The organism is Massilia sp. Bi118, assembly GCF_918697865.1.
Lineage (GTDB): Bacteria > Pseudomonadota > Gammaproteobacteria > Burkholderiales > Burkholderiaceae_D > Telluria.
In genome coordinates this window covers 1-26,353 of record NZ_CAKKMV010000023.1, presented here as the reverse complement: position 1 = coordinate 26,353, position 26,353 = coordinate 1, and the positions used below count along the sequence as shown (strand labels likewise).

The 26,353-nt window shown below is 68.3% G+C and carries 25 protein-coding genes; 17 read left to right on the top strand and 8 right to left on the bottom strand.

Features of this window, described 5'->3' with window-relative positions:
* Positions 1-10: 10 nt before the first annotated feature.
* The 9 genes from LQV39_RS24375 to LQV39_RS24335 all read left to right on the top strand — a co-directional run bounded on the left by LQV39_RS24375 (position 11) and on the right by LQV39_RS24335 (position 10,753).
* Positions 11-610, top strand: coding sequence for an MEDS domain-containing protein (locus tag LQV39_RS24375; protein ID WP_230029781.1), 600 nt, complete (start codon positions 11-13; stop codon positions 608-610).
* Between the two features lie 4 nt (positions 611-614).
* Complete coding sequence (locus LQV39_RS24370; protein ID WP_230029780.1) at positions 615-2,477, top strand: bifunctional diguanylate cyclase/phosphodiesterase; 1,863 nt, start codon at positions 615-617, stop codon at positions 2,475-2,477.
* Positions 2,478-2,485: 8 nt separating this feature from the next.
* Entirely contained in the window at positions 2,486-2,974 is a 489-nt protein-coding gene (locus tag LQV39_RS24365) for a GNAT family N-acetyltransferase (RefSeq protein ID WP_230029779.1), read from the top strand.
* 186 nt (positions 2,975-3,160) lie between these two features.
* A complete protein-coding gene (locus LQV39_RS24360) occupies positions 3,161-3,595 on the top strand; it encodes a type IV pilin protein (protein ID WP_230029778.1) in 435 nt (144 codons plus the stop codon).
* Positions 3,583-4,221, top strand: coding sequence for a Tfp pilus assembly protein FimT/FimU (locus tag LQV39_RS24355; protein WP_230029777.1), 639 nt, complete (start codon positions 3,583-3,585; stop codon positions 4,219-4,221). The genes LQV39_RS24360 and LQV39_RS24355 overlap by 13 nt, the downstream gene beginning before the upstream one ends.
* Complete coding sequence (locus tag LQV39_RS24350) at positions 4,218-4,655, top strand: prepilin-type N-terminal cleavage/methylation domain-containing protein (protein ID WP_230029776.1); 438 nt, start codon at positions 4,218-4,220, stop codon at positions 4,653-4,655. The genes LQV39_RS24355 and LQV39_RS24350 overlap by 4 nt, the downstream gene beginning before the upstream one ends.
* Before the next feature lie 8 nt (positions 4,656-4,663).
* Positions 4,664-5,860, top strand: a complete 1,197-nt coding sequence (locus tag LQV39_RS24345) for a PilW family protein (protein WP_230029775.1) — start codon at positions 4,664-4,666, stop codon at positions 5,858-5,860.
* Positions 5,857-6,477 carry a hypothetical protein gene (locus LQV39_RS24340; RefSeq protein ID WP_230029774.1) on the top strand — a complete coding sequence of 207 codons (621 nt, stop codon included), beginning with the start codon at positions 5,857-5,859 and terminating at the stop codon, positions 6,475-6,477. The genes LQV39_RS24345 and LQV39_RS24340 overlap by 4 nt, the downstream gene beginning before the upstream one ends.
* Before the next feature lie 13 nt (positions 6,478-6,490).
* Complete coding sequence (locus LQV39_RS24335; protein WP_230029773.1) at positions 6,491-10,753, top strand: pilus assembly protein; 4,263 nt, start codon at positions 6,491-6,493, stop codon at positions 10,751-10,753.
* Between the two features lie 3 nt (positions 10,754-10,756).
* Here the strand turns inward: LQV39_RS24335 and LQV39_RS24330 are convergent, their stop codons facing one another.
* A complete protein-coding gene (locus LQV39_RS24330; RefSeq protein WP_230029772.1) occupies positions 10,757-11,860 on the bottom strand; it encodes a DUF3108 domain-containing protein in 1,104 nt (367 codons plus the stop codon).
* Between LQV39_RS24330 and LQV39_RS24325 the strand changes: the two genes are divergently transcribed.
* The 4 genes from LQV39_RS24325 (at position 11,859) to LQV39_RS24310 (ending at position 17,127) form a co-directional block, all read left to right on the top strand.
* Complete coding sequence (locus LQV39_RS24325) at positions 11,859-12,407, top strand: flavin reductase family protein (RefSeq protein ID WP_230029771.1); 549 nt, start codon at positions 11,859-11,861, stop codon at positions 12,405-12,407. The genes LQV39_RS24330 and LQV39_RS24325 overlap by 2 nt on opposite strands.
* 150 nt (positions 12,408-12,557) lie before the next feature.
* Positions 12,558-13,811 (top strand): YaiO family outer membrane beta-barrel protein, encoded by a 1,254-nt coding sequence (locus LQV39_RS24320; protein ID WP_230029770.1) that lies wholly within the window; start codon positions 12,558-12,560, stop codon positions 13,809-13,811.
* A complete protein-coding gene (locus LQV39_RS24315) occupies positions 13,805-16,195 on the top strand; it encodes an LTA synthase family protein (protein WP_230029769.1) in 2,391 nt (796 codons plus the stop codon). Before LQV39_RS24320 ends, LQV39_RS24315 begins: the two co-directional genes overlap by 7 nt.
* A complete protein-coding gene (locus LQV39_RS24310) occupies positions 16,195-17,127 on the top strand; it encodes a hypothetical protein (protein WP_230029768.1) in 933 nt (310 codons plus the stop codon). The genes LQV39_RS24315 and LQV39_RS24310 overlap by 1 nt, the downstream gene beginning before the upstream one ends.
* Here the strand turns inward: LQV39_RS24310 and LQV39_RS24305 are convergent.
* From LQV39_RS24305 to LQV39_RS24295, 3 genes are read right to left on the bottom strand one after another with little or no spacing between them, the layout of a single operon-like run.
* Positions 17,100-17,561, bottom strand: coding sequence for a universal stress protein (locus LQV39_RS24305; protein ID WP_230029767.1), 462 nt, complete (start codon positions 17,559-17,561; stop codon positions 17,100-17,102). The two genes, LQV39_RS24310 and LQV39_RS24305, sit on opposite strands and share 28 nt — an antisense overlap.
* A gap of 21 nt (positions 17,562-17,582) precedes the next feature.
* Entirely contained in the window at positions 17,583-18,020 is a 438-nt protein-coding gene (locus LQV39_RS24300; RefSeq protein WP_230029766.1) for a universal stress protein, read from the bottom strand.
* Between the two features lie 44 nt (positions 18,021-18,064).
* On the bottom strand, positions 18,065-18,931 hold the full coding sequence (locus tag LQV39_RS24295; RefSeq protein ID WP_230029765.1) for a MaoC/PaaZ C-terminal domain-containing protein: 867 nt from the start codon (positions 18,929-18,931) through the stop codon (positions 18,065-18,067).
* A 115-nt stretch (positions 18,932-19,046) separates the two neighbouring features.
* Between LQV39_RS24295 and LQV39_RS24290 the strand changes: the two genes are divergently transcribed.
* Positions 19,047-20,174, top strand: coding sequence for a branched-chain amino acid ABC transporter substrate-binding protein (locus tag LQV39_RS24290; protein WP_230029764.1), 1,128 nt, complete (start codon positions 19,047-19,049; stop codon positions 20,172-20,174).
* Positions 20,175-20,186: 12 nt separating this feature from the next.
* Here the strand turns inward: LQV39_RS24290 and LQV39_RS24285 are convergent, their stop codons facing one another.
* Positions 20,187-20,774: a TetR/AcrR family transcriptional regulator gene (locus tag LQV39_RS24285; RefSeq protein WP_230029763.1), complete on the bottom strand. Its 588-nt coding sequence runs from the start codon at positions 20,772-20,774 to the stop codon at positions 20,187-20,189.
* A 155-nt stretch (positions 20,775-20,929) separates the two neighbouring features.
* Here LQV39_RS24285 and LQV39_RS24280 point away from each other — a divergent pair, with 155 nt between their 5' ends.
* Positions 20,930-21,931 (top strand): diacylglycerol kinase family protein, encoded by a 1,002-nt coding sequence (locus LQV39_RS24280; protein ID WP_230029762.1) that lies wholly within the window; start codon positions 20,930-20,932, stop codon positions 21,929-21,931.
* Here LQV39_RS24280 and LQV39_RS24275 read toward each other — a convergent pair.
* Together LQV39_RS24275 and LQV39_RS24270 are read right to left on the bottom strand one after the other, a co-directional pair.
* Positions 21,875-24,013 (bottom strand): bifunctional diguanylate cyclase/phosphodiesterase, encoded by a 2,139-nt coding sequence (locus LQV39_RS24275; RefSeq protein ID WP_230029761.1) that lies wholly within the window; start codon positions 24,011-24,013, stop codon positions 21,875-21,877. The two genes, LQV39_RS24280 and LQV39_RS24275, sit on opposite strands and share 57 nt — an antisense overlap.
* 145 nt (positions 24,014-24,158) lie before the next feature.
* Positions 24,159-24,476: a hypothetical protein gene (locus LQV39_RS24270; RefSeq protein WP_230029760.1), complete on the bottom strand. Its 318-nt coding sequence runs from the start codon at positions 24,474-24,476 to the stop codon at positions 24,159-24,161.
* A gap of 165 nt (positions 24,477-24,641) precedes the next feature.
* Here LQV39_RS24270 and LQV39_RS24265 point away from each other — a divergent pair, with 165 nt between their 5' ends.
* On the top strand, positions 24,642-25,670 hold the full coding sequence (locus LQV39_RS24265) for a LacI family DNA-binding transcriptional regulator (RefSeq protein ID WP_230029759.1): 1,029 nt from the start codon (positions 24,642-24,644) through the stop codon (positions 25,668-25,670).
* A complete protein-coding gene (locus LQV39_RS24260; RefSeq protein ID WP_230029758.1) occupies positions 25,667-26,197 on the top strand; it encodes a gluconokinase in 531 nt (176 codons plus the stop codon). The genes LQV39_RS24265 and LQV39_RS24260 overlap by 4 nt, the downstream gene beginning before the upstream one ends.
* Before the next feature lie 24 nt (positions 26,198-26,221).
* On the opposite strand, the gene LQV39_RS26500 is transcribed toward LQV39_RS24260, so the two are convergent.
* Positions 26,222-26,341 (bottom strand): hypothetical protein, encoded by a 120-nt coding sequence (locus LQV39_RS26500; RefSeq protein WP_374199481.1) that lies wholly within the window; start codon positions 26,339-26,341, stop codon positions 26,222-26,224.
* Positions 26,342-26,353: the final 12 nt, after the last annotated feature.

Here is a 26,353-nt window from a genome sequence, read left to right as displayed (position 1 = left end):
GGAGGAGAGCATGAGCGAGCCGGAACGACATGTATGCCTCGGGTTCACGGACGAGCCGTACCCGGCGGGCACGCATATCTGCTATCTCTACAACGGCGATGAAGAGCGCCGCCAGATCCTGCCCCTGTATGCGCACCAGGCCCTGCTCGCACGCGAAGCCTTCAATTACGTGGCGGACGTGCCCAGCCGCGCCGAGCTGCCGCGGGCCCTGGAAGAGCTGGGCCTGGCGCGGCCCGTGTGCGAGGGTCCCGGCCAGATGACAGCGGCGATCACCGAAGAAGGGTATTACCCGACCGGCCACTTCAGCCCGGACGAGATGCTGGCGCGGCTGCGCGAAGCCTGGACCGAATGCCGGGCGAACGGACTGGCCGGCGCCCGCTTCGCCGGCGAGATGACCTGGGCGCTGCGCGGCATCCCCGGGGCCGACCGCATCCTCGAATGCGAAACCCGGATCAACCAGCTGGTCAAGGAGGCGCCGATGACCATCATGTGCCAGTACGACCTGAACCTGTTCGATGGCGGCATGCTGTACGAGGTGCTGAACGTGCATCCCGTCGTGATCGTCGGCGGCCACATCCTGCGCAATCCCTTCTACCAGAACGACGGGTGAGGCCATGACGTCCCTCGAACGCGCGCAGCCGCTGGCGCCGGACGCCACCATGCTGGGACGCCTGCTCGTCATCCAGCAGGCCGTCGACGCCATGCCGGACGAAGTCCACATCGCCGATTTTGTCGGCCGGGCGCTGGCCAGCCTGCCGGGCGTGGCCGAGGCGCACGTGCACCTCGAGGGCCATACCGGTCCGCCGGACGACTACATGGCGGCGCTGAAGTCGCGTTGCGAGCGCGAGCACTCGCCGGTGCCGGTGCTGAATTTCATGCGCCAGCGCGGCAGCGGCGTGCAGTGCTTCCCGATCGACGAGCCGGGGCGGCGCCTGGGCTGGCTGCTGCTCAAGGTGGACGACAAGGAAGCGCTGCGGCCCTACGTGCCTTTCCTCGGCAATATCGCCGGCAACCTGGGGCGCATCCTGTGCGCGCGCCACGTCCAGCAGCGCCTGGCGAGCGCCAACGAAGAGCTGCGCCAGGCGCGCGACGGGCTGGAGCAGCGCGTGGCCGAGCGCACCCGCGAGCTCGAATACCGCGCAACCCACGACCAGCTCACGGGGCTGGCCAACCGCGCGCTGCTGATCGACCGCCTGCGCGGCGCCATCTGCAATGCCCAGCGCGAAGGGCGCATGGTGGCCGTTGTTTACCTGGACATCGACAGCTTCACCTTCATCAACACGGGCCTGGGCAGCGCCTGCGGCGACGAATTCCTGCGCGAGACCGCGCGCCGCCTCGGCCGCCTGGTGCGTGACAGCGACACGGTGGCGCGCATCGGTTCCGACGAATTCGTGATCCTGCTGGCCGGGCTGGAAAGCGTGGAGCGCAGCAGCGGGCGCCTGAACGCGATGCTGACCGCGGTGCGCGAACCCGTGCCGCTGGCGGACAAGGACGCGGTGGTCACCTGCAGCATCGGCGCCGCCGTCTATCCGCTCGACGGCGAGGAGGCCGAGCTGCTGGTGCGGCGCGCGAATTCGGCCATGCTGCGGGCCAAGAGCTCGGGCAAGGACGGCATCCAGCTCTACGCCAGCACGCGCGACGCCGCGGTGGCCGAGCGCATCGAGCTCGAAACCGAGCTGCGGCGGGCGGTACCGGCCGGCGAGCTGGTGCTGCACTACCAGCCCAAACTGGACCTGGTGACGGGCGTGTTTGCCGGCGCCGAAGCGCTGGTGCGCTGGGACCACCCCAGGCGCGGCTTGCTGCCGCCTTCGCATTTCATTCCGCTGGCCGAGGACTCGGCGCTGATCGTGGCGCTGGGCGAACGGGTGCTGCTGCAGGCCTGCCTGCAGGCCAGGATCTGGCGCGAATCCGGCTTCGGCGACAAGACCGTGGCGGTCAACCTGGCGGCGCGCCAGTTGCGCGATGCGCGCATCGTCGACACTGTGCGCCAGGCCCTGCAGACCACCGGCCTGATGCCGTCCAGCCTCGAACTGGAAATCACGGAAAGCTCGATCATGCACGACATTGGCCACGCGACCGCGCTGCTGCACGAGCTCAAGGCGCTGGGCGTGGCGATCTCGATCGACGACTTCGGCACCGGTTATTCCAGCCTCAGCGTGCTGCGCAACTTCCCGGCCGACAAGCTCAAGATCGACCGCTCCTTCATCCACGAAATCGAGACCGTGCCGAGCGCCGCCGCCGTGGTGCTGGCTGTGATTTCCTTCGCCAGGGCACTGGGCATGCGCGTCATCGCCGAAGGCGTGGAGACGGCCGGCCAGGCGGCTTTCCTGCAGCGCCATGGATGCGACGAGATCCAGGGCTACCTGGTGGCGCGGCCGCTGCCGCCGGAGCAACTGCTGGAGCGCTTCCGCCAGCCGGCGGCAATGCCGTGGCATAATGCCGCCCCATGTCCAGCCGCCCGCCTGACCCCGCCATGATCCGCACGATGAGAGAAGCCGACCTGCACGCCGTCCTGGCGGTGCAGGCCGCATGCTATCCGCCGGCGATGCAGGAAGCATCCGGGGTGCTGCTGGCGCGCCTGCGCACGGCCCCCGGCACGGTCCTGGTCGCCTGCGACGCGGCCGGCGTGTGCGCCTACCTGTTCGCCTATCCCTCGCGGCTTGGCGCGGTGACGCCGCTGGGCGCCGGTTTCGCACCCGCGCCGGATGCCGATACCCTGTACATCCACGACCTCGCGGTGGCGCCGCGTGTGCACGGCCAGGGGCTGGCGCGCCGGCTGGTCGCCTCGCTGCTGGATGCAAACCAGGCGCTGCCCTGGTCCGCACTGGTCGCGGTGCAGGATTCGCGCCGCTTCTGGGAAGGCCAGGGCTTTGCCGTACAGGATGCCGGGGAGGAGGGCGCGCGCCGGCTGGCGACCTACCCCGAGGGCGCGCTCTACATGTCGCGCGGTGCGGACCGGCCGGCCTTGCGATGACCGAAAAACATCACCCAATATTCGAACGACATCACCCAATAATCGATCGACATCGTTTCGGCCGCCAGGCGCGTTTCGGGCGCCGCATTCACCCGGGATTTCGTTGTTTTTTGTCGGTTTTCAGGCCCAAAATCCAGCGGCTTAGGCTAATATTGTCGTTGGGCAAGTATTTTTCCGGGATTCCATATGTCGAGCTTCAAGCGAACCACCGTGCGGGAGCGCGGCTTTACCCTGATCGAATTGATGATCGTGGTGGCCATCGTCGGCATCCTGGGCGCCGTCGCCATTCCCGCCTATGGCAACTACGTGATGCGCGCGCGCCTGGCCGAGGCCTATTCGGGCCTGGGCACCGTGCAGACCGCCGCCGAGGAATACTGGTCGAACAACCGGACCTACGCCGGCTTCGACCGCCTGCCGGCGGAAACCGCCAATTTCGCTTATACCCTGACCAGTGGCACCGCCTCGGCCTACGTCGTCACCGCGACGGGCAAGGGCCCGGCGCTGGGCTTCAAGTTCACCGTCGACGAGAACGGCGCCCGCACGACGCCGCGCGCGCCCACCGGCTGGACCACCAGCACCAGTTGCTGGATCGACCGCAAGGATGGCCGGTGCGTGCAGTGATGCCGCCACCGCCGCGCGCCGGCGGATTCACCCTGGTCGAGGCCGCCGTGGTGGTCGCGATCCTCGCTATTCTCGCCAGCGTCGGCATCCCCAGCATGTCGGCCTGGCTGCTGGGCCGCAAGGCAAGCGCCGCGGCCGGCTACTACGCCGACGGCTTCGCCTTCGCGCGCAGCCAGGCCATCGGCCACAACAGCACAAGCCGGCTGGTGCTGGACGATAACGCCGCCAGCGGCCAGCAGGAATGGCGGGTCGACCTCTGCTATCCCTCCACCGACGACGCTTGCGACGAAGACAGCGCCGGCTGGTCGACTGCCGCCGCGGCGGCTGCCGGCGACCCGCGCGGCGCCCAGGGCGACAAGTCGGTCGTGCGCAGCGCCGACGGCCTGCCGTCGGCAAGCTCCGTGTCGCTGCTGGTGGGACCGTCCGGCGCCAACGCCGTGTACTTCACCGCGCTCGGCTGGATCGATACCCGCATCTCGCCGCAGATTTCCCGCATCACCCTGTCGCCCACGGACGACCGCGCCGGCGCCTTCGTCCCGGTCGCGGTGTCGCTGACCCTGGCCGGCGTGGCCATGCGCTGCGACCCGGCGGCGGTGGCGCCCGACCGCCGCAGGTGCCCGCGATGACGCCGGCCCGCCGTCTGCGCAGCCGCGCGCAGCAGGGTTTCGCGCTGGTCGAGGCCCTGGTTGCGGTGGCGCTGCTGGCCATCGGCCTGATCGGCATGCTGGGCCTGCAGGCACGCTCGGTCTCGGCGCTGGAGGATTCCGCCATGCGCACCGAAGCCACGCTGGCCGCGGAAAGCCTGCTCGGCATCATGGCCACCGACCAGGCCAACCTGGCCGCCTATGCGGTGGCCGAGGGCGCCGCGCCGGGGGCACAGCTGAAGCCCTGGCATGACGCCACCAAGGCCCGTATTCCGAGCGCCACCATCGGCGTGACCGTCACCCCCGGGGCCGCGGCCGCCGGCACCCGCGTCGACATCAGGATCGCCTGGACCCGCAAGGCGGGCGCCGCGAACCAGCACCGTATCACTTCCTATATTGCGGGCAGCAAGACATGACAGGCCGTATGCGCTCACGTGAACAGGGATTCTCGCTGGTCGAGCTGATGATCAGCATTGTCATCGGCATGCTGGCGCTGGTGTTCGCGCTGCGCCTGATGAGCGGCTCCGAACGCACCCAGCGCAACGGCGTGGGCAGCTCGGACGCCATGCAGAACGGGATGCTGGCGTTGTTTTCCATGAGCGGCGACGCCGCCCAGGCCGGGTATGGCCTGAACGATCCGATCATCGCGGGCTGCGACACCGTGTTCAGCGACGCCCAGCATTATGCGCTGGCGTCGGTGACCGCCGGCGGCGTGGCGGTCACGCCGCTGGCGCCGGTGATCATCGAGAAGGAAGTCGGCGGGGCCAGCGCGACGCCCACGACCGACGGCGAAAACCCGGACCGCGTCAACTTCTACGCCGGCAGCTCGATCACCGGCACCGGCACCCTGCGCCTGCTGTCCGCGTATTCCGCCGGCACCCGCATCGTGGTCGACCGCGTGCCCTACGGCTTCCGCCAGGGCGACGTGATCGTGGTCGCGCCCGAGCAGCTGGGCGGCAAGTGCGCGCTGGCCCAGATCTCGTCCGATCCGGACGCACTGGCGGCCTTGCCGGCCCAGCAGTCGGTGGACGTGGTGCAGAACAGCGATTACCGCTACAACAGCGGTGGCCTGGGCGCCAGCTTCGGCGCCGGCGTGTCGCGCGTGTTCAATCTCGGCCCGGCAAGCTCGCTGTCCTTCCATACCTGGTCGGTCGCGAACGGCTTCCTGCAGCTGCGCTCGACCGACATGGCGGGCGCGGCCCAGAATCCCGCCGCGGTGGCCGGCGATATCGTCTCGATCAAGGCCCAGTACGGCTTCGACAACCGCGTGGGCGCCAACTTCACGCCGGATGCCGGCATGCAGGTCAAGGTATGGTCGGCCACGATGATCAACGCCGACGGCGACGGCGTGACCGGCGGCGCCGGCGACTACCTGCGCATCGCGGCGGTGCGCCTGGCCGTGGTCGCACGCAGCCGCACGCCGGATGCGGCGCCCGCGGGCGGCAGCTGCACCGCCACCACCGGGCCGCTGACGGTGTTCGCCGGCGGCAGCGCGGGCGCGGACGCGGTCCCGGTCAAGGTCAAGCTGGGCGTCCCCGACGATACGGTCGACTGGCGCTGCTACCGCTACCGCGTGTTCGAGACCATCGTCCCGCTGCGTAACTTCGTCTGGAGGCCATGATGAACAAGGCGCCGAAGCCGCCACTGTCGCGCATCCTGCGCCGCGCGCGCGAGCAGGGCGTGGCCCTGCCGGTCATGCTGATCATCCTGGCAGTCATGCTGGTCGGCAGCGTCTACCTGCTGAAGTCCAGCCACTCGACCGCGCTGGCGACCGGCAACCTGGCCTATGACGCCACCCTCAATCGCGCCGCCGACCTCGGCCTGCACCAGGGTTTCCAGTGGCTGAGCACCACCGCCGCCGCCAACAAGGCCGCGCTCGACGCCGACGACCCGGACGACGGCTACCACGCCTCGCTGAGCACCAAGGTCACGCCGCATGACGATGGTTTCTGGGACGACGCGAAAACCATCACGGACGCCGACGGCAACAGCATCCAGTACGTCGTGCACCGCCTGTGCGCGCGCGACGGCCGTTACGACGTCAAGGACAACCGCTGCGTGCAGACCTCCTCGGTGCGCGGCAGCCTCGGCAACGCCGTGGCGCTGGGCGAGAGCCTTGCATCGGACGCGCCCAGCTTCGACGGCGCGCCGCAACTCCATTATGTGATCGCCTCGCGCATCAACGGGCCGCGGGGCAGCAACGTGATCAACCAGATGATCGTGCTGATCGGTGTGTAAGTTTGGGTCTCCCATGAAAAAACTCCTCGCTTTCTTCTTCCTGGTCCTGCTTGGCGCCGCCGCCTGCGCGGCCCCGACCAGCATCGCCCAGCTGCCGCTGCTGAACATCACCGGCAGCGGCAACGTCAAGCCCAACCTGATGCTCCTGTACGATAACTCGGGCTCGATGACCTACATGTTCACACCGGACTACGTGGACGACTCGACGACCTGCCGCAACAACACCACGCTGGCCAACGGCAGGACCGCATGCAAGCCGGGCCATCCGCCCTTCAACAGCGCCGATTTCAATCGCCAGTATTACGATCCGAAGGTCCAGTACACGCCGCCGGTGGACGCCCAGGGCAATTCGTATGCATCGATGACAAAGGCGCAGACGACGTCCTGGACCAAGGTTCCGACCGACGGCTTCGGCATCAACAAGACCAATCTGCTGGGGCAGGGCGAGGACAATACCGACCTCGCGAACGATTTTCCCGAGATCGGCTGGTGCAAGCCGGATTCGTCCAACTGCGTCTATGGCAATCCGACTTATGTCTATCCGGACGCCACCTACAAGAGCTCCAATTATTACAGAGGCACGGCGCCTTACTACTACACGATCAACGTCGCCGAGTACTGCAAGGAAGCGAGCCTGGTCACCTGCAAAAACGTCTCGGTCGGCGCGGCGGCGCCGGCAGGCTATCCTTTCCCGGCCAAGGTCCGCTTCTGCAACAGCACCGCGCTGACGGACTGCCAGGCGAAATACGTGGGCGCCTATAAATACCCGCGCTTCGCCAGCGCCACCAGCACCGTCACCGCCGCCTACGGCACCGTTACCATCGGCGCGTCGGACACCAGTAACGACCTGGTGATCAACAAGATCACGGTCAGCGAGTCCGGCGGCACCGTGACCATCACCGGCGGCGCGGTGACGGCGAACAACGGCACCACGACCCTGTCCAAGCAGAGCGCGCTGGCCACCGCGCTGGCTGCCTCGATCATCGGCAAGACCGGCCTGTCCCGACAATACATGGCCTGTGTGCGCAGCCCGACCAGCGCCGCGGCGCCGGCCTGCTCGACCTACGGCATCAATCTTCCGGCCAATAACGTGATCGCGATCGTGCCGATCGTGTGCCCGGCCGGCGCGGCCAAGACCAGCACCGATTGCACCGTGGTGGCCGACGGCAGCCGCAACGGCTGGGCGGTGAACGTCGACGCCCAGGAGAAGTCGATCAGCAAAAAGAATACCGACGTCATCCCCACCACGACCACCGCCCTCGGCACCGGCGCGCCGGTGTTCGTGCGCACCGACATCGTGTCGACCACCACCAGCTACCCGAAGGCGCCGTCCCGCACCGACTGCGCCGGCGCGACCTGCACCTATGACGAAGAGATGACCAACTTCGCCAACTGGTACGCCTATTACAAGACGCGCAACCAGATGATGAAGACGGCGGTCGGCCAGGCCTTCCAGGCGCTGAACGGCAACTACAACGTCGGCATCGTCTCGCTGTCGAGCGCCGCGGCGGAGTCGTCCAGCGGCTTCACCTATCCCGCCGAGTTTTCCGGCACCAACCGCAGCGCCTGGTACACCGCGCTGTACAAGATGAACGGCTCGAACTCGACGCCGCTGCGGCTGGCCCTGAACGCGATCGGCAAGATGTACGCCAACCAGGGCAACATGAAGCGCGCGGCCGGCTCGGAAGTGATCCAGTATCCCTGCCAGCAGAACTTCGCCTTCGTCACCACCGACGGCTACTGGAACGGCGGCGCGGCCAGCAATGTGGCCAACAACGACAACACGGAAAACCTGTCGCGCTTCTGCAGCAAGCGCCTGGGCTGCGTCGACACCCGCGACCAGAGCGCCGCCTCGCTGGCCGACGTGGCCCTGCACTGGTACAACGGCGGCAGCAGCACCGGCACCAGCTCGCTGCGCACCGACATCGACCCGATGACCAAGGACGGCGTGGTGCCGGCCGCCGCCGGCGACAACCAGCACCTGCACATGAACACCTACGCGCTCGGCCTGGGCGTGGACGGGGTCATGACCTTCGACCCGAAGTACGACACCGGCGCCACCGAGGGCTCGGACTTCTACAAGCTGGTCACCGGCGTCACCACCGGCTGCCCCTGGAACAACAAGGGCGCCTACGTGTGGCCGGATCCGAACACCAGCGAGGACAGCGGCAGCGCGGCCCTGCAGGAGCGCGTCGACGACCTCTGGCACGCGGCCATCAACGGCCACGGCAAATACTTCAGCGCCTCCGACCCGACGCAGGTGGTGGACGGCCTGTCCAAGGCCCTCGCCAACATCGAGGTGCACGTCGGCGCCGCCGCCGCATCCGCGACCTCGACCCCGAACATCACGCTCGAAGACAACGACATCTTCTCCGCGACCTTCACCACCGTGAAATGGTTCGGCGTGCTCACCGACCGCAAGCTGGACCCGGTCAGCGGCGAAGTGATCAAGACCATCACCTGGCACTCCAGCAATACCCTCGGCGCCAAGGTGGCGGCCGCCACGGACACCCGCAAGCTCAAGATGCTGGACGTCGACAATGGCGGCCTCAAGGAATTCTTGTACGACAACCTGAACGCCACCGAAAAAGCCTGGTTCGACAACAAGTGCGGTGCGCTGGCCCAGTGCACCAACCTGTCGGCCGCCGACCGCCTGATCGTCAACAACGGCAGCAATATCGTCGACTGGCTGCGCGGGCGCCAGCAGTATGCGGACGACACCCGCCTGCGCGCCTACACCCTGTCCAACACCAAGGACGAAGGCGTGACCCAGGTGCTGCCGATCGTCCTCGGCGACATCGCCGCGTCGAAGCCGGCCTACCAGCGCGAGCCGCGCAAGAACTACACGGCCGCCGGCTACGCCAAGTTCAAGGTCGACAATGTCGGCCGCACGCCGGCGGTGTTCGTCGCCGCCAACGACGGCATGCTGCACGCCTTCGACGCCGCCAACGGCAACGAGCTGTGGGGCTACCTGCCGCGCGCCACCATGAAGAAGCTGCACCTGCAGGCCAGCACGACCTACAGCACCAACCACCAGTTCAGCACCGACGGCTCGCCCGAGATCTCGGACGTCAAGATCGGCACCGAGTGGCGCTCGGTGCTGGTGGCCGGCCTGAACGCCGGCGGCCGCGGCTACTATGCGATCGACGTGACCAACCCGGCCACGCCGGTGGCCCTGTGGGAGCTGTGCGCCGACGCCAGCGTCTGCAGCGGCACCAGCTACGACGCCGACATCGGCCTGTCCTTCGGCAATCCGCAATTCGGCACCTGGAAGGATTCGTCCGGCGTCGAGCACTGGGTCGTGTTCCTCACCTCCGGCTACAACAACATCCCATCCACCGGCTTCGGCGGCGACGGCAAGGGCTACCTGTACGTGGTCGACATCGCCAGCGGCCGCGTGCTGAGCAAGAAGAGCACCGGCGTGGGCGATACCACCACGCCCTCGGGCCTGGCCAAGATTACGGCTGTCACCAACAATCCGCTCACCGACCCGCTGGTCACCTATGTGTATGGCGGCGACAACCAGGGCAAGATGTGGCGCTTCGACTTCACCACCCAGGGCGACCCTGCGGTGGTGCAGATGGGCGATGCCGGCAGCGCCCAGCCGGTGACCAGCCGGCCGGAAGTGACGATGTGCCAGGTCTCGAACACCGACAAGCTCGGGGTCACGACCGTGAGCGCGCAGAAGATCGTCATCTTCGGCACCGGGCGCCTGCTCGACCTGCCGGACATCGCCGACACCGCGACCCAGAGCGTCTACGTGCTCAAGGACAGCAACACCGGCATCGGCGCGGCCAGCTGGCGCAATCCGCTCTCGATGGACGAGCAGACCCTGGCCCACCCGGCGAACACCTCGGTGTACACGATCAGCGGCCCGACCGTGAGCCTGGGCGCCAGGGCCGGCTGGTTCTTCGACCTCGACCAGAACGCCGGCGAGCGCGTCAACCTCGATCCGAAAGTGGCGGCCGGCACCCTGACCGTGGTGTCGAACATGCCTTCGTCTTCGTCCTCCTGCAAGGTCGGCGGCAGCAGCAATGTGTACCAGCTGAACGTCTGCACGGGGATGCCGGTGAACAGCCAGCAGGGCGTCGGTGCGATTGCCGGGTCCACGCTGTCGGGCAATTCGGCGGCGGTCGGCTTCATCATCGTGCGCCTGCCTTCGGGCGCCCTGAAGATGGTCACCACCACCGCCGACGGCAACACCATCACCTCCAGTGTGGCGCGCGCCACCGATGTCGAGGCGCACCGCGCCGGCTGGCGCCGCGTGCGCGAGTAATCTCTAGCGGTCGACGCGGGTGAGGACCTGCGTCGACACCGTGCCATCCGCGGCGGTCAGGCGCAGCTGCACCGGCAGCCAGTCCTGGGACGGCGCCAGCCACAGTTCGAGCCGCGCCTGGCCGGGCGCCGCCGCCTGCGCCAGATGCCAGGCCGGCAGGGTGCCGATGCCGGTGGCGACGTCTTCCTGCCCCAGCACCTGGTACTGGCTGACGCCCACCGCGGCGGCATCGGCCACGGCGATCCGGATCTCGTCCTGCATCTGCTCTGGATCGGCGCGGCCGATCGCAGCCAGCTGCACCAGCACCGAAGCGCGGTCCTGCATGCCGATCGAGGCCGGCGCGCGGGTGCCGCCGGCCTCGAACCGTACTTCTCCCGTCTCCGGATCGAAGCTGGTGCGCAGCGCCCGCTCGCCCTGCGTTTCGCTGGCCTGCTGCGGCACAATGCCGGCGTCGCCGCCCATGCCGCGGCTGGACAGGCGGCCTGTCAGGCCGTCGATGTCGAGCGTGTAGGTCGCGCCGTCGCTGCGCCAGTCGAGATAGGCCGGCCTGTCCGGCGCCGGCCGTCCCTGCAGCAGCAGTTCGTAGCGCAGGCGCGCCGAGGGGGGCAGGGAGACCCGGTAGCGGCCCGGCATCTGCATCAGCAGGCGCGCGCCGGTGACTGGCGCCGGCTGCGCGGGAGGAGGGGCGGCATTGGCCGGCGCGACTGCCGGCGCCGCGGGTGCGGCCTGACGCGGGCGGGAAGCGGGCGCCGGTGGTCTCACAGGCGTGACGGCGCTATCCGGCGCGGACCGCGTGGCTTGCCGCCCAGGTTCGGGTTCCGGCTCACGCTGCGCAGCGGCGGCGCTGCCGTGCGCCTGCGGCACCACATCCACCAGGCGCAGCGCCAGCGGCGCCGGCGCCATCGCCGGCGCCAGCGGGCCGGGCTTGCGGTGCGCAGCCAACTCCAGCAAGGCGCCATGCAGCGCGACCGACACCGCGCACAGTACGAGGAGACGGCGGTTGCGCGACAGGAAAGCAGTGGACTTCATCCCGCTAGTGTACCGCCTGGCGCCGCCGCCGCCCATCCGTGCGCCCCGGCCGCGGCCGCCGAGCGATGATGCATCCATGAACCTGCCCCGCAAGCACACGCTCCCGCTGCACCAGGTGCGGCGCTACCTCGAACCCGGCCCGGTGGTGCTGGTGTCCTCCAGCTGGCAGGGCCGGCGCGACATCATGACCATGGGCTGGCACACCGTGATGGAATTCACGCCCTCGCTGGTCGGCTGCGTCATCGCGTCCAGCAACCACAGCTTCGAGCTGGTGCGCGCCAGCGGCGAGTGCGTGATCAACCTGCCGACCACGGCGCTCACGGAGGCGGTGCTCGGCATCGGCTCGACCAGCGGCGCCGACATCGACAAGTTCGACATGCATGGCCTGACGGCCCAGCCCTCGCGGCTGGTGGGCGCGCCGTCCATCCGCGAATGCCATGCGCAGTTCGAATGCCGGCTGCATGACGACAGCCTGGTCGACAAATACAATTTCTTCATCTGGCAAGTGGTGGCGGCGCGCGTCGCGGCCACGCCGGCGCACCCCGAGACCCTGCATTATCAGGGTGAGGGCATCTTCACGCTGTCCGGGCGCGTGGTCGACCTCAGCCGGCCGGGCCTGAAATGAACTTGCCAGTCCTGCAGCATCGATGTCTGGATGACCATCGATTTGAGTATTTTGCGCGACACAAGGCCCGCACAACAGGTGCTTTCCTTGACGCAATAGGGCGAGTCCGGCACAGTTTGGCCTGCGTCTTTTGCCTCTTTTTCCTGCTACATGCCCATCGACTTCCAGCTACCCGACTCTCCGCCCGCCCAGGTCCAGCCGCCCAGCGCCCCGTCCTTCGACGATCAGTACGCGAACGCGCGTGCGCTCGCCAACGGCGGCCAGCCCGAGCTTGCGCTTGCGGCGTATTCGGCCCTGCTGACGCGCTCGCCGGGCAATGCCGACGTGCTGCTGGGCCGCGGCGTCGTGTATTCGCGCCTCGGACGCTGGAACGAAGCGGTGGCCGACCTGTCGGCGGCCGCGAGCGCCTCGCCGGACTATGCCGACGTCTGGGAAGCGCTGGGCAATACGTATCGATGGAGCGAACAGCCGGCGAAGGCGCTGGAAGCCTACGAACACCTTGTCGCCCTGCGCCCGAAGGATCCGGCTGCACTGGTGGCGCGTGCGCGTGCGCAGCGCGCCCTCGGCCATGCGTTTGAAGCGCGTGCGGACCTCGAACGCGCCCGCGCCCTCGGCGGCGACGTGGGCGAGATCGACGGCCTGCTGGCCGACCTGCAGCCCCGCCCAACGCTACCGTCCGCGGGCACGCCGGACGCCACCGGCGCCGCCGGTTACGACTGGGCCGCCAGCCTGGCCTCGAGCTGGACGGACGTCGGCACTGGTCCGCGCTGGAACGATCAAACGGCCAGCCTGCGCCATTACATGAAAGCCGGCTCGCTCGGCTTCGAGACCCTGCGCGCGCACCGCTTCGGCCAGCAGGACTACGCCTGGGCGCTGGACGGCTACGCCAGCCTGTGGCAGGGCGCCTATGCCAACCTGCGCTACCAGCATTCGGCCAGCAGCCGCCTGTTCCCGGCGAATTCAGGCCGGGTCGAAGTCTGGCAGGCGCTCGGCCAGGGCTGGGAAGCCTCGCTCAGCGACGACGTGCTGGGCTTCGACTCGCGCGTCAATATCTACGGCATCAGCCTGGCCAAATACACCGGCAATTTCTACATCCAGCTGCGCCACCAGAACATCGTCTCCGAAGACTCGCACAGCACAGGCGAGCGCCTGCTGGCGCGCTGGTATTACACGGGCGATGCCGACAACTACCTCGAGCTGAGCGCCAACAGCGGCCGCAGCGACGATTCTCTCAGCCTGGTCGGCGGGCGCGCCCGTTCGGGCGGCGGCGGCATCGCCTTGGTGCGCTACTTCAGCCCGCAATGGGGCGGCAAGATCGGCGCCAGCTTCTCGCGCGCGGCGTCGGGCGGCGCCGCTTCCGGCAACGAGCGCGGCATCAGCTTCGCGCTGTACCGCCGATGGTAGCCGTCGTCGACAAGCCGCCGGCGCCGGTCAAGGAGACAGGACCGGTGCGCCGCGCGCTGGGCGCCGCCCTCGGCGATGTCCTCAGCTGCCTGCCGGCGCTGATGCTGGCCTGGCTCTGCCTGCGCATCGCCGAAACCTCGCACGTGGCCGGCGCGGTCAAGGTGTCCATCCTGTTCGGCCCGGCGCTTGCCAACGACCTGCTGTCGCTGCTGCGCTACGGCTTCCTGTTCGTGCTGGGCGCGCCGCTGCTGGCGCCGATCCCGGCGCGGCGCTGGCGCCTGGCGCTGCTGGGCCTGTGCTGGTCGGTGCTGCTGGCCTGCCAGGCCGGCCTGGTTCAATACGAGTGGATCGCCGGCGTGCCGCTCGGCGCCGACCTGTTCGGCTATACGCGCGCCGAGGTGGCCACCACCGTCGGCGGCGGCTGGCGCGTCCATCCGCCGCTGGTGGTGGCCCTGCTGTCCGCCCTGGCCGTGCTGTGGGTGGCGCTGAATGCCTGCAGCCGGGCGTGGTGGCCACGTGCTGCTGCGCGCCCGGCCCTGATCGCGGGCGCCGTCAGCCTGCTGGGCTTCGCCGTCCTGCCCGATCACTTCGCGCCGCCGGCCGCCCAGAGCGAAGCCAGCATCGACTACCTGCTGAACAAGACGGCCTATTTTGCCGACCGCAACCTGGCCCACGTGGCGGGAAGGGGCGGCGCCGGCGAGGTCGGACACGGCAGGGGCGATCTGCCCTGGGCTGGCAAGGACGCGCGTTATCCTTTCGCGCATGCGGAGCGCACGCCCGACACCCTGGGCCCGCTGCTCGAACGCCACCCGGGCACGGCGCCGCCCAACCTGGTCTTCATCATCGTCGAAGGCCTGGGCCGCACCTTCTCGGGTCCGGGCGCGCGTCTCGGCAGTTTCACGCCCTTCCTCGACGAGCTGGCCGGGCGCAGCCTCTACTTCGAGAACTTCCTTTCAGGGCAGGGCCGCACCTTCGGCGTGCTGACCACGGTCTTCGGTTCGCTGCCCTTCGGCGAGAACGGCCTCGCGGCACTGGGTGACCGGATGCCGCGCCATGCCTCGCTGCTGAGCGTCCTGAAGGCCCAGGGTTACCGCCTGAACTTCTACAGCGGCTCCAACCTGGAGTTCGACAACGAAGGCAAATACCTGCGCCAGGAAGGCGTCGACGGCTTCGTCAGCGAGCGCGATTACGGCCCGCCTGCCCAGCGCAGCAACGAATGGGGCTATCCGGACGGCGATCTGGTCGATATGGCGCTGCGGCGCCAGGGGCAGGACCGTGAGCAGGCGCCCACGGTCTCGATCATCCAGACCACCAGCATGCACGACCCTTTCAGCTTCCCGGACAAGCCGCGCTACCTGGAAAAGGTGGGGCAGCGCCTGGCACAGCTGGGCATCGCCGGCAATGCGAATCCGGGCTATGCGGCCCAGCGCGAGATCTTCGCCTCCATCCTCTATACCGACGACGCGCTGCGCCGCTACTTCGAGGGCGCGGCGAAACTGCCGGGCTATGAGAACACCATCTTCATCATCACCGGCGACCACCGCCTGCCCGAGCTGCCGATGGACACCCGCATCGAGCGCTACCACGTGCCCCTGATCGTGTATTCGCCGATGCTGAAGGCGCCGCGCGCGGTCAAGGCGATGTCCTCGCAGTTCGACCTCGCGCCTTCGCTGCTGGCCTACCTGTCGAACAATCACGGCCTGCAGTCGCCCGCCCAGGTGTCCTGGCTCGGCACCGGTCTCGATACCGAAACCAGCTTCCGCAACCTGCATGTGATCCCGCTGAAGCAGACCAAGACAGAACTCAGCGACTTCGTCTCCGGCTCGGTCTACCTGGCCCAGGGCCGGCTGTACGCGCTGGCCGACGGCCTGCTGACCGACCGCGCGCCAGACGGCAAGGCGCTGGCCACGGCGCGCAGCCAGTTCGAAGGCTTCCTGCAGGCCAACCGCGTGGCCGCACGGGCCGCCGCGCTGGCGCCGCCCGCCGTCATGGACCAGCTGGCGCCTTACCGCGCCGAGGCGCGTGAATTGCGCAGCGTGGCGCTGGCGGCCGAGGGCGGCGTCGGCGTCGCCGGCGTCAGGCGCGCCGCCGCACCGGGACCGGACGGCGCCGCCATGATCGAAGCGACCATGAGCAATCAGTCGACCTCGACCTCGCAACCCTTCGTGCCGCTGCTGGTGATCAGCGACGCCGGCGGGCTGGAAGTCGGCGAGGCCGCCGGCGAGCCGCAGACGCTGGCGCCGGGCGCCACGCTGAAAGTGGCGCTGCCGGCCAGGCTGGGCAAGCTGCCGCACGGGACTTATTTCGTGTCGATGATTCCCTCGCATCCGGAGACCGGCCGTTCGATCGGCATCGGCCAGTACCACGTGGAGATGAAGCTGTGATGCGCAGCCTGGTTCTGGCCGCGCTGCTCGCAGCCGGCAGCGCGCAAGCCGCCGATTTGCCCCTCACCCCGGCCGGCCCGCGCGCGATCTGGACCTGGGAAGGCGAGTCCTACGCCATGCTCGACAGCGAGGGCGCGGCGGCCCAGGGCATCGCCTTCCTGAAGGCCAAGTCCATCGGCACCATCTACCTGTACGCAGACGCCTCGCGCGGACGCAACCTGATCGCGTCCCAGCCCCAGGCATACCGCCGGCTGCTGCGCCGCATGCACGCGTCCGGCCTCAAGGTCTACGCGCTCCTGGGTTCGGGCTACCTGAACACGGAACGCTACGTGCTGCCGCGCCACCGCGAGGACGCCTTGGCCATGCTCCAGCGCGTGCTCGACTACAACAAGGCGGCCGCGCCGGAAGAGCGCTTCGACGGCATCAATCTCGATATCGAGCCGCACATCCTGGCCGAGTGGTCGACCCGCAAGATGGAATTGCTGGCCAACTTCGTCGAGATGTCGGATGCGCTGATGCGGCTAAAGGCCGCCTCGGGCCAGGCCCTGCCGATGGGGCCTGCGATACCGTTCTGGCTGGACGGCATCCAGCTCGATTGGAAGGGCCAGCGCAAGCCGGTCAGCCAGCACGTGCAGGACATCTACGATTTCGTCGCGCTGATGGATTACCGCGATCACGCCGACGGCGGCGACGGCCTGGTCAGCCATGCGATGGACGAACTCAGTTACGGCGAGGCGATCGGCCGGCCGGTGATGATCGGCATCGAGACCATGCCGAACGCGCTGAAAAAGGTGTCCTTCCACCACCTGGGCGAGGCCGACCTCGAGCGCGAGCTGGCGGCAACGTCGCGCAGCGTGGGGCGGATGCGGTCCTTCGGCGGCTACGTCGTGCACCACTACGCGGCCTACCGCCGCTGGCTCGGTCTGGAGTAGGGTCCGCGCACCACCAGCACCGGTATCGCGCAAGTCTCCAACACCCTGGTGGTCTCGGTGCCCAGCAGGCGCGCGCGCAGGCCGCCGTGGCCGTGCGAGCCCATCACGATCAGGTCGCACAGGCGGTCGCGCGCCGTTTCGACGATGGCGGCGGCCGGGCTCTCGCTGTGGACCAGCAGGGTTTCGCAGGGCACGCCGGCTTCCACGGCGCGGCGCGCGACCCAGGCCAGGGCGTCGTCGCCGGCCTGTTCGCGTTCGATCAGCCAGGCGGCGCGCACCGGATCTTCTTCGGCCAGCGGGTTCAGGCGCTCGGGCGGGCCGGCATGCAGGCCGAGGATGGCGCCGCCGCCCGCCTGCGCCAGCTCGAGGGCGGCGCCGAGTGCGGCGGTGCAGAGTTCGGTGCCGTCGGTGGGCACGAGGATGCGCTTGTACATGGTGCGTGGCGAGCAGGGCGTTCAGCGGTGCACCAGCACCGGCACCGTGCCGTGCACCAGTACCTTCTGGGTCTCGCTGCCCAGCAGCAGGCCCTTTAGGCCGCGGCGTCCATGCGAGGCCATCACGATCAGGTCGCAGCCCAGGCGTTCCGCGGTGGCGACGATGGCGGCATAGGGATCGTCGTCGACGGCATGCTCGAGGCGGCAGGGCAGGCCGGCTTCGCGCGCGGCGCCGTCGATGTCGGCCAGGATGCGGCGAGCGCGGCCCTCGCTGGCGGCGGCGAACTGCTCGGGCGTGTCTTCGATCATCTCGCTGCTGGTGCTCAGCACGTGGAATTCGGGCGTGACCGTCAGGCCCACCACCTCGGCGCCCACCTCGCGGGCGAATTCGACACCGGCCAGGATGGCGCGCCGGGACGTTTCGGAACCGTCGCTCGGGATCAGGATGTGTTTGTACATGGCCGTCCTCCCATGGATGCGCCGCCCGATGCGAGGCGGCCCATTCAGGATCGCGGATATGCTGCCTGCATGGGTTGAGATGAATCAAACGCGAATTCGCCCTCGACGGCGACGCGGCCGCCGGTCCCGACCGTAAAACGGCCGTCCGCCAGGCTGGCCGCCAGCGCGGCTTCGGCGCCGAGTTCGATCGTCGCGCGGAAACGCCCGTCCAGCCGCGCCAGCGGGCGCCCGCCGGCGCGTTCGAGCTCGGCGCAGGCCCGGCCCAGCGTGTGCATGCCGTGGATGATGGGCGCCTTCAGGCCCATCAGGCGTGCCGACCACCGCCACAGGTGGATCGGGTTCCAGTCGCCGGACAGGGCGGCATAGTGCCGGCCGCTGGCGGCGGACAGGCGCCAGGCGCTTACGGACGCCAGCGCCGGCGCCGCCGTTGCGGAAGCGCGCGGACCGCCGCCGCTGCGCTTACCGCGCGCGACCAGGTAGGTGCTGCTGCAGGCAAACACCAGCTGGCCGTCCTGGGTCGCCTGGGTGTCCAGTACGGCGTGCACGGCGCCGTTGGCGGAAGGCGGCTCGATGCGGACTTCGGTCGCCAGTTCCAGCGGGCGCCCGGTCACCGGCTGCACGCCCGCGCGCAGCGTATTGTCGACATGGATCGCCCCCACCAGGCGGAAGGGGAAGGCCGCGCCCAGCATGGTCGCCAGATGGGCGCGCTGGGCCAGCAGGTAGTAATAGGTGAGCGGTATGCGCGTCCCCCCGAAGCCCAGGCCGCTCCGGTAGCGCGCCACCTGTTCAAGGTCGATGCGGTCGAGAAGGTAGCGGGTCGGAATCGGACCGGCGGAGGCGCCGCGGGCAGGGCGCTTGAACAGGGCTCGCAGCAGGGTGGAGGCGGAAAGTGTCGGCAGTTTCTCAGGCATGGTCGCCATTCTGCAGGAAAACCGGATTGTTGCCAGGGAATACTTGAGAGTTACCACTATCCCTTGTAACATATCGTTTTTGGTATAAAGAATCACCTGTATATACGAGGATGGAATGAAGAAGTATCTGTTTGCCTTGACCGCATTGTCGGCGGCCGGCCTGGCACCGGCCCAGGAAGTCGTCCGCATCGGGCACGTAGCCGCCATGACGGGACCGGTGGCCCACTTCGGCAAGGACAGCGAAAACGGCGTGCGCATGGCGATCGAGGCGCTGAACGCGCGCGGCGCCACGATTGCCGGACGCAAGGTGAAGTGGGTGCTGGCGCCCGAAGATGACGCCGGCGAGCCGAAGCAGGCGACCGCCGCGGCCCAGAAGCTGGCCGATGCGAAAGTCAACGGCGTGATCGGCCACGAGACCTCGGGCACCACGATCCCGGCCTCGAAGATCTACTTCGATGCCGGCATCCCGCAGATCACCGCCTCGTCGACCAATCCGGCCTATACGAAGCAGGGCTTCAACACCACCTTCCGCGTGGTCGCCAACGACATCCAGCTGGGCCGCGCGCTGGGCCGCTACGCGGTCAAGAGCATGGCCGCCAAACGCGTGGCCGTGATCGACGACCGCACCGCCTACGGCCAGGGCCTGGTGACCGAGTTCGTCAACGGCCTGCGCCAGCAGGGCATGAAGGTGGTGGCGAAGGAGTTCACCAACGACAAGGCGACCGATTTCTCGGCCATCCTGACCCGCATCCGCGCCAGCAATCCCGACCTGGTGTTCTTTGGCGGGATGAATGCGGTGGCCGGCCCGATGCTGCGCCAGATGAAGCAGCTGGGCCTGAACGTCAAGATGATGGGCGGCGATGGCATCTGCTCGGACGAGATGCACAAGCTGTCCGGCGGCACCATGGCCGACGGCCAGGTGGTGTGCGCGGAAGCGGGCGGCGTCGAGGCGGCCGGCAAGGCCGGCATGGACAAGTTCCGCGCCGATTACAAGAAGCGCTTCGGCATCGACGTCCAGATCATCGCGCCGTATTCCTACGACGCGACCCTGATCCTGGCCGAGGCGATGAACAAGGCCGGTTCCTCGGCGCCGGCGAAATACCTGCCGGAGCTGGCGAAGATCCGCTACAAGGGCGTGACCGGCAACATCGCCTTCGACCCGCACGGCGACATCCGCGACGGCACCATCACCCTCTACACCTTCAAGGGCGGCCACCGTACCGAGATCGCCGTCACGAAGTAAACGGCGAAGTAATCAGTCCGCGCGCGGCGCCAGCAGTGCGCCGACGATCGTCTGGCGCGCGGAGCGTAGCACTTCTTCGGACAGCGCGGGGTCGCCCTTGGCGGCGCCGCGCGCCACGGCCTGGGCGCCGACCAGGGCCGCCACCACCGTCAGCGCGCGCGCCCTGGTGTCGATGCCCGGCGCCATGCCGCGCTCGAACGCGGCCGCCATCGAAAGAATCCCCTCCCCAAAACGTGCGCTGAGCGCACTGTCCTGGCGTCCGATCTCGCTGGCCGAAGCGGCCACGGGGCAGTTGGCGGCATAGTCGTCGCGCCCGGCGAGCGACAGGAAGTCGTCGAGGAAGCGCGACAGGCCGCTCAAGCCGTCGGCGCTGGCCTCATCCAGCCCGGCGCAGGTCTGCTCGAGTCCATGCGAGAGCGCGGCCAGGGCCAGCTCCTCCTTGGAGCGGAAGTGGGCATACAGCGCGCCGTGCGTGAGCCCGGCCGCCTTGCTGATTTCCGCCACGCCCACGCCATCGATGCCTCGTTCGCGTATCAATTTGCTGGCGGCGCGGATCAGGGCGACCCTGTTCTCGGCGGCTTTTTCCTTGCTGATTCTCATAGCGCCGCAGTATAAGCCGCGCCCGGTGCAGCACGATGTCGCGAAATTGGCGACAAGGGCGTCGCGGTTCCGCCCGGCAAGCGGGAGCGGCACGCCCGCCAAAACTGCTACCCTTTCGACACCGACGTCACAGAGGAGGAGCAAACGAGATGGTCATGCAGGACCCAGGCCCCGAAGCGCCATACTACGTCGTGCTGAACGCCGGCTCGGGCCGCACCGATACCGAGCTGCGCTGCACCACCATCCGCGAGGTGCTGGAAGGCGCCGGGCGCCGTTGCGAGATCGAGGTCGTGCACGAGGGCGCGCGCATGCCCGAAGCCGCCGCCAGGGTGGCGCAGAAGGCCGCGCTTGACGCCGCCATCCTGGTCGCGGCCGGCGGGGACGGCACCCTCAACGCGGTTGCGCACGAAGCGGTGCGCCACGGCTGCGTGTTCGGCGTACTGCCCCAGGGCACCTTCAATTATTTCGGCCGCACCCACGGCATACCGGAAGACCTGCGCGAGGCCGTGCAGGCGCTGCTGCGCGCCCGCGTGCGTCACGTGCAGGTCGGTACCGTGAACGGACGCAGCTTCCTGGTGAACGCCAGCGTTGGCCTGTATCCGCGCCTGCTGGAAGAGCGCGAGAATGACAAGCGCCAGTACGGCCGCAGCCGCGTAGTGGCGATCCTGTCGGCGCTGAAGACGGCGCTGGGCCGGCACCGCAACCTGCGCATCGAGCTGGAGCTGGATGGCCGGGCCCACCGCCTGCGGACCCCGACGCTCTTCGTCGGCAACAACCGCCTGCAGATGGAGCAGGTCGGCATGCAGCCGCTCGACCATGCGGTGGAGGAGGGCAGGCTGGCGGCGATCGCCCCGCGCCCTGTCGGCAAATGGCGTATGCTCGCGCTACTGCTGCGCGGCGCGCTCGGGCGCCTGGGCGAGGCCGAGGACGTGACTGCTTTTGCCTTCCGCAGCATGACGGTGCGGGCGCCATTCCTGTCCGGGCGGCGCAGAATCAAGGTGGCGGCCGACGGTGAAGTCTGCAAGCTGGAACTGCCGCTGCGTTTCGAGGCGCTGGAAGGCAGGCTGGCGCTGCTGGTGGCGGAGCCGCTGGAAGCCTCGTCAGGCCCCGATGCCGGCGACGAGGACACTGCCGCGTTCTGGTCTGCTGCCCAGTAGCTTGCGCAGTTCCGCCAGCGGCAGCGGGCGTCCCAGCAGATACCCCTGGGCTTCGTCGCAGGAAGCGGCGCGCAGGAAGTCCAGCACCTCGGTGGTTTCCACGCCTTCGGCCACCACCGACATCTGCAGCGCGTGCGCCATGTCGACGAAGGCTTTCACGAAATCGAAGGCGCTGATGCGGCCGTCGTCCTGCAGCACGAAGGAGCGGTCCAGCTTGAGCACGTCGATCGGCAGGCGGCGCAGGTAGGCCAGGCCGGAATAGCCGGTGCCGAAATCGTCCACCGCGAGTTTCACGCCCAGGGCCTGCAGCTCGCCCAGCATGGCGGCGGTGCGCTCCAGGTCTTCGATCAGGGCGCTCTCGGTCAGCTCCAGCTCGAGCGCGACCGGGGCCAGGCCGGCGTCGGCAAGCGCTTCGCGCACTTCGGCCGCAAAGCCCGGCTGGGCCAGCTGGCGCGCCGAGACGTTGACCGAGACCCGGATCGGCCGTCGGTACTCGTCGATCAGGCGGCGGGTCTGGCGGCAGGCCTCGCGCAGCACCCAGCGTCCGATCGGTACGATCAGACCGGTCTCCTCGGCGATGCCGATGAACTGCTGCGGCTGCACCATGCCCTGCTGTGGATGGCGCCAGCGGATCAGCGCTTCCATGCCCACGACCTCCATGCTGCGCAGGTCCACCCGCGGCTGGTAGTGGAGCTCGAATTCCTCGCGCGCCAGCGCCGGCCGCAGCGACAGCTCGAGCGCCATGCGGGCGCGCGCCGCCACCGTCATTTCCGGCTCGAAGAAGCGGTAGCGGTTGCGGCCTTCGGCCTTGGCGCGGTACATCGCGGTGTCCGCGGTCTGGAACAGCAGCTCGCGCGTGGCCGCATCGCGCGGGTACATGCTGATGCCGATCGAGGCGCCCACCACCACGTCCTGGGCCCCAACCGTGACCGGCAGGGTCAGCACCTCGAGCAGCTTGGCCGCGATGGAGGCGGCGGCATCGCTTCCGCCGCCGCTTTCGGCCGCCACCACGAATTCGTCGCCGCCCAGGCGCGCCACCACGTCGGCCGGGCGCAGCACCCGGCGCAGGCGCGCGGCGACTTCGCACAGCAGCACGTCGCCGTGCTCGTGGCCGAAGGAGTCGTTAACTTCCTTGAAGCGGTCGAGATCGAGGAACATGACCGCCACCGAGCGGCCCGGCGCGCAGTCGTCGAGCATGCGCTGCAGGCGCTCGTGCAGCAGGGCGCGGTTCGGCAGGCCGGTCAGGGTGTCGTGGGTCGCAAGATGCTGCAGCTGACGCTCGGCATCCTCGCGCTCGGTCAGGTCGCGGATGATCGCCTGGAAGAATCCCTGGCCGTTTTCTTCGAAGCGCGAGACGCGGACTTCGGCCGGGAAGGTGCTGCCGTCCTTGCGCTTCTTGACGATGCGCAGCAGGTGCGTCTGGCCGCGCAGCAGGCTTTCGTACAGTTCGACGCCATAGCTGAAATTGCTGTCGATCTCGCGCGCGGACATCCCCAGCAGCTCGTCCTCGCGGTAGCCGAAGTGGGCGCAGGCGCGGCCGTTGGCGGCCACGATGCGCAGCTGGCGGTCCGTGATCAGGATGCTGTCGCCGGCCTGCTGGAACAGGTTGCGGAAGCGCTGTTCGCTCTTGCGCAGCGCTTCCTCGGCGAGGCGCTTTTCGGTGATGTCGTGGAAGTAGACCGAGAGGCCGTCCGCGGTCGGATAGGCCCGCGCTTCGACCCAGGTGGCGGTAGGCGCCCAGTAGTCTTCGAACACGGCGGGCTGGCCGCTTTCCATCGCCTGCAGGTAGCGCTCGAGGATGGCGGTGTCCTTCAGGTCCGGCACCACGTCCAGCAAGGGCTTGCCGATGGTACTGCCGAGTTCCACATCGACGAAGTTCGCGGCCTTGCCGTTGGCGTAGATGACGCGCCAGTCGCGGTCGACTGCGAAGAAGGCGTCGCCTATGCTCTCCAGCATGGCGTTCATGCGCTCGCGCGAGCGTTTCAGCTCTTCCAGCGCGTCGTCGATGCGCAGTTGCGGGTCTGCGGCGAGGGAATTCGGGGCCGGCGCGTCCATGGTGGGGAGGGGAGTGGTGATATGCATGCAGGGTAGGCCTGCAAGGGCAGTATATTCATTCCCTACGGAAACATCCAGCACTTGCGGCGTGGATACGACAGTTCAAGAACTGTGGATAATACTGAGGGAAGGAGTGCGCGGCGGACATTGCGCCCGCCGCTGAAGGAAGGGTTTACTTCTGCTGCTTGTTGCTCGGTTGTTGCTTGCCCTGTTGCTGATTTAAATCTCCTCCTTGCTGACGATTGCCCGGATTGGCCTGACCGCGCTGGGAATCACCCTGGGCTGGAGTACCGCCCGGCTGGCCGGCGTTGGCCGATTGCAAATTGCCCGAGTCGGCGAGGTCGGGCGATCCGATGCCGCCATCGCGGCCGCCGTCGTTGAGGTTGCCAGTCGTGCCTGTCTTGCCGGCGCTGCTGGTCCCTACACCGCTCAATTCATCGTAATTACTGCCTTTATTGCCTTTACCCTTATATTCCTGGTTACTTGGCATTCGCGCCTCCTTTCGGTGCCGAAAACTTCATGGTAGTCCGCTTACTGATAGCGGCAATCGGAAAATAGGCGGAGGACGCGTAGGACATCTCGGACATGACATTGACAAACTGTCCAAAGCGTGGCGCAATCCGGGGGCGGCCGAGTGGCCTGAATCAGGAAGACGATGAGCAAAAGCAGCACAGGCAAAGGACGTGGAACGGGACGGGCAACGCTGGAGGAAGTAGCGCGCGTGGCGGGGGTGTCGACCATGACCGCTTCGCGCGCGCTCAGCCAGCCGCAGCTGGTTTCAAGCGCGACCCGCGCCAGGGTCGAGCGCGCCGTGCTGGAACTCGGCTATGTGCCTAACCGCGCGGCGCGGGCGCTGGCATCGCGCCAGTCGCGCGTGATCGCGGTGCTGGTGCCATCGCTGTCGAACGCGGTGTTCACGGCGGTGCTGGACGGAATCCAGGATGCGGTCGAGGCCAGCCAGTACCAGCTCCTGATCGGCAATACGCATTATTCGGACAGCGAAGAAGAGAAGCTGTTGCGCACTTACCTGCAATCGGACCCGGACGGCATCCTGCTGCCAGGCCTGAGCCACAGCCCCGAAGTGGCAAGCATGCTCGAGACCCTGCGCGTGCCGGTGGTGGCCATGATGGACCTGGCGGAAACGCCATCCACGCTGTCGGTCGGCTTTTCCCAGCTCGACGCCGGCATGGCCCTGACGCGCCACCTTTTGGGGAAAGGCTACCGCCGGATCGCCTTCGTCGGCGCCCAGCTCGACGAGCGCACCCTGCGCCGCGCCGACGGCTGGCGCCAGGCGATGCGCGAGGCCGGCCTGTTCGACCAGCGCCTCGAAATCATGACGCCCGCACCCTCGACCGTCGCCCTCGGCGCGGAGCTGATGCGCCGCGTGCTGGCCGAGCTGCCGGATGCCGATGCCGTCTTCTTCTGCAACGACGACCTTGCGCATGGCGCCATCTTCCATTGCCAGCGCGCCGGCATACCGGTGCCTGGACGGATCGCGGTGGCCGGCTTCAACGACCTGCCGGCCTCCAGCCTGATGCTGCCTTCGCTGACCACGGTCGACACGCCGCGCTACCAGGTCGGCTACCAGGCCGCCTCGCTGCTGCTGGATCTCATTGCCGGCAAAACGCCGGCAGCGCGCCGCATCGACCTCGGCTTCACCCTGCGCGAGCGGGAGAGCACATGAGCGCCTGGGTGATCATGGGCGTGAGCGGCTGCGGCAAGAGCGAGGTCGGCAAGCGCCTGGCCGATGTCCTGGGCGCCGAATTCATCGAGGGCGACCGCTTTCATCCAGACGAGAACGTGCGCAAGATGTCGGCCGGGATTGCGCTGACGGACGCCGACCGCGAAGGCTGGCTGACCCTGCTGGCCCACGAACTGGCGCGCGCCTGCGCCGGCGGGCGCGAGGTGGTGCTGGCCTGCTCGGCGCTCAAGCGGGCGTATCGCGATACGCTGCGTGTCTCGGGTTGCGATGTGCGCTTCGTGCATTTGCATGGGAGCCGCGAGACGATCGCTGCGCGGATGGGGGCGCGGGCGGGGCATTTCATGCCTTTGTCGCTGCTGGATAGCCAGTTGCGGGATCTGGAGCCGCTGGAGGGGGATGAGGCGGGGATGGTGCTGGATGTCGAAGAGTCGCCGGAGCGGATGATCGAGCGGATCATGGCCCGTCGTTCCCGCGAAGGCGGGAATCCAAGTTTGGATGCGTTAAGTTAGCTCACGCAGAACTTGGATTCCCGCCTACGCGGGAATGACGGCATCTAAAGCCAGCGGCAAACGCAGCGTAAACACACAACCTTTACCCGCCCCCTCGCTACGCGCTTCGACACGCCCTCCATGCAAGGCCGTCAACTCCTTCACCAAAGCCAGCCC

Excerpts from the sequence above, each read along its gene's own strand:
- LQV39_RS24345 (WP_230029775.1), top strand. The coding sequence starts at position 4,664 with ATGCGCTCACGTGAACAGGGATTCTCGCTGGTCGAGCTGATGATCAGC.
- LQV39_RS24320 (WP_230029770.1), top strand. The coding sequence starts at position 12,558 with ATGCCCATCGACTTCCAGCTACCCGACTCTCCGCCCGCCCAGGTCCAG.
- LQV39_RS24295 (WP_230029765.1), bottom strand. The coding sequence starts at position 18,931 with ATGCCTGAGAAACTGCCGACACTTTCCGCCTCCACCCTGCTGCGAGCC.
- LQV39_RS24350 (WP_230029776.1), top strand. The coding sequence starts at position 4,218 with ATGACGCCGGCCCGCCGTCTGCGCAGCCGCGCGCAGCAGGGTTTCGCG.
- LQV39_RS24325 (WP_230029771.1), top strand. The coding sequence starts at position 11,859 with ATGAACCTGCCCCGCAAGCACACGCTCCCGCTGCACCAGGTGCGGCGC.
- LQV39_RS24280 (WP_230029762.1), top strand. The coding sequence starts at position 20,930 with ATGCAGGACCCAGGCCCCGAAGCGCCATACTACGTCGTGCTGAACGCC.
- LQV39_RS24310 (WP_230029768.1), top strand. The coding sequence starts at position 16,195 with ATGCGCAGCCTGGTTCTGGCCGCGCTGCTCGCAGCCGGCAGCGCGCAA.
- LQV39_RS24375 (WP_230029781.1), top strand. The coding sequence starts at position 11 with ATGAGCGAGCCGGAACGACATGTATGCCTCGGGTTCACGGACGAGCCG.
- LQV39_RS24290 (WP_230029764.1), top strand. The coding sequence starts at position 19,047 with ATGAAGAAGTATCTGTTTGCCTTGACCGCATTGTCGGCGGCCGGCCTG.
- LQV39_RS24305 (WP_230029767.1), bottom strand. The coding sequence starts at position 17,561 with ATGTACAAGCGCATCCTCGTGCCCACCGACGGCACCGAACTCTGCACC.
- LQV39_RS24265 (WP_230029759.1), top strand. The coding sequence starts at position 24,642 with ATGAGCAAAAGCAGCACAGGCAAAGGACGTGGAACGGGACGGGCAACG.
- LQV39_RS24360 (WP_230029778.1), top strand. The coding sequence starts at position 3,161 with ATGTCGAGCTTCAAGCGAACCACCGTGCGGGAGCGCGGCTTTACCCTG.
- LQV39_RS24370 (WP_230029780.1), top strand. The coding sequence starts at position 615 with ATGACGTCCCTCGAACGCGCGCAGCCGCTGGCGCCGGACGCCACCATG.
- LQV39_RS24285 (WP_230029763.1), bottom strand. The coding sequence starts at position 20,774 with ATGAGAATCAGCAAGGAAAAAGCCGCCGAGAACAGGGTCGCCCTGATC.
- LQV39_RS24365 (WP_230029779.1), top strand. The coding sequence starts at position 2,486 with ATGAGAGAAGCCGACCTGCACGCCGTCCTGGCGGTGCAGGCCGCATGC.
- LQV39_RS24330 (WP_230029772.1), bottom strand. The coding sequence starts at position 11,860 with ATGGATGCATCATCGCTCGGCGGCCGCGGCCGGGGCGCACGGATGGGC.
- LQV39_RS24260 (WP_230029758.1), top strand. The coding sequence starts at position 25,667 with ATGAGCGCCTGGGTGATCATGGGCGTGAGCGGCTGCGGCAAGAGCGAG.
- LQV39_RS24340 (WP_230029774.1), top strand. The coding sequence starts at position 5,857 with ATGATGAACAAGGCGCCGAAGCCGCCACTGTCGCGCATCCTGCGCCGC.
- LQV39_RS24335 (WP_230029773.1), top strand. The coding sequence starts at position 6,491 with ATGAAAAAACTCCTCGCTTTCTTCTTCCTGGTCCTGCTTGGCGCCGCC.
- LQV39_RS24315 (WP_230029769.1), top strand. The coding sequence starts at position 13,805 with ATGGTAGCCGTCGTCGACAAGCCGCCGGCGCCGGTCAAGGAGACAGGA.
- LQV39_RS24270 (WP_230029760.1), bottom strand. The coding sequence starts at position 24,476 with ATGCCAAGTAACCAGGAATATAAGGGTAAAGGCAATAAAGGCAGTAAT.
- LQV39_RS24275 (WP_230029761.1), bottom strand. The coding sequence starts at position 24,013 with ATGCATATCACCACTCCCCTCCCCACCATGGACGCGCCGGCCCCGAAT.
- LQV39_RS24300 (WP_230029766.1), bottom strand. The coding sequence starts at position 18,020 with ATGTACAAACACATCCTGATCCCGAGCGACGGTTCCGAAACGTCCCGG.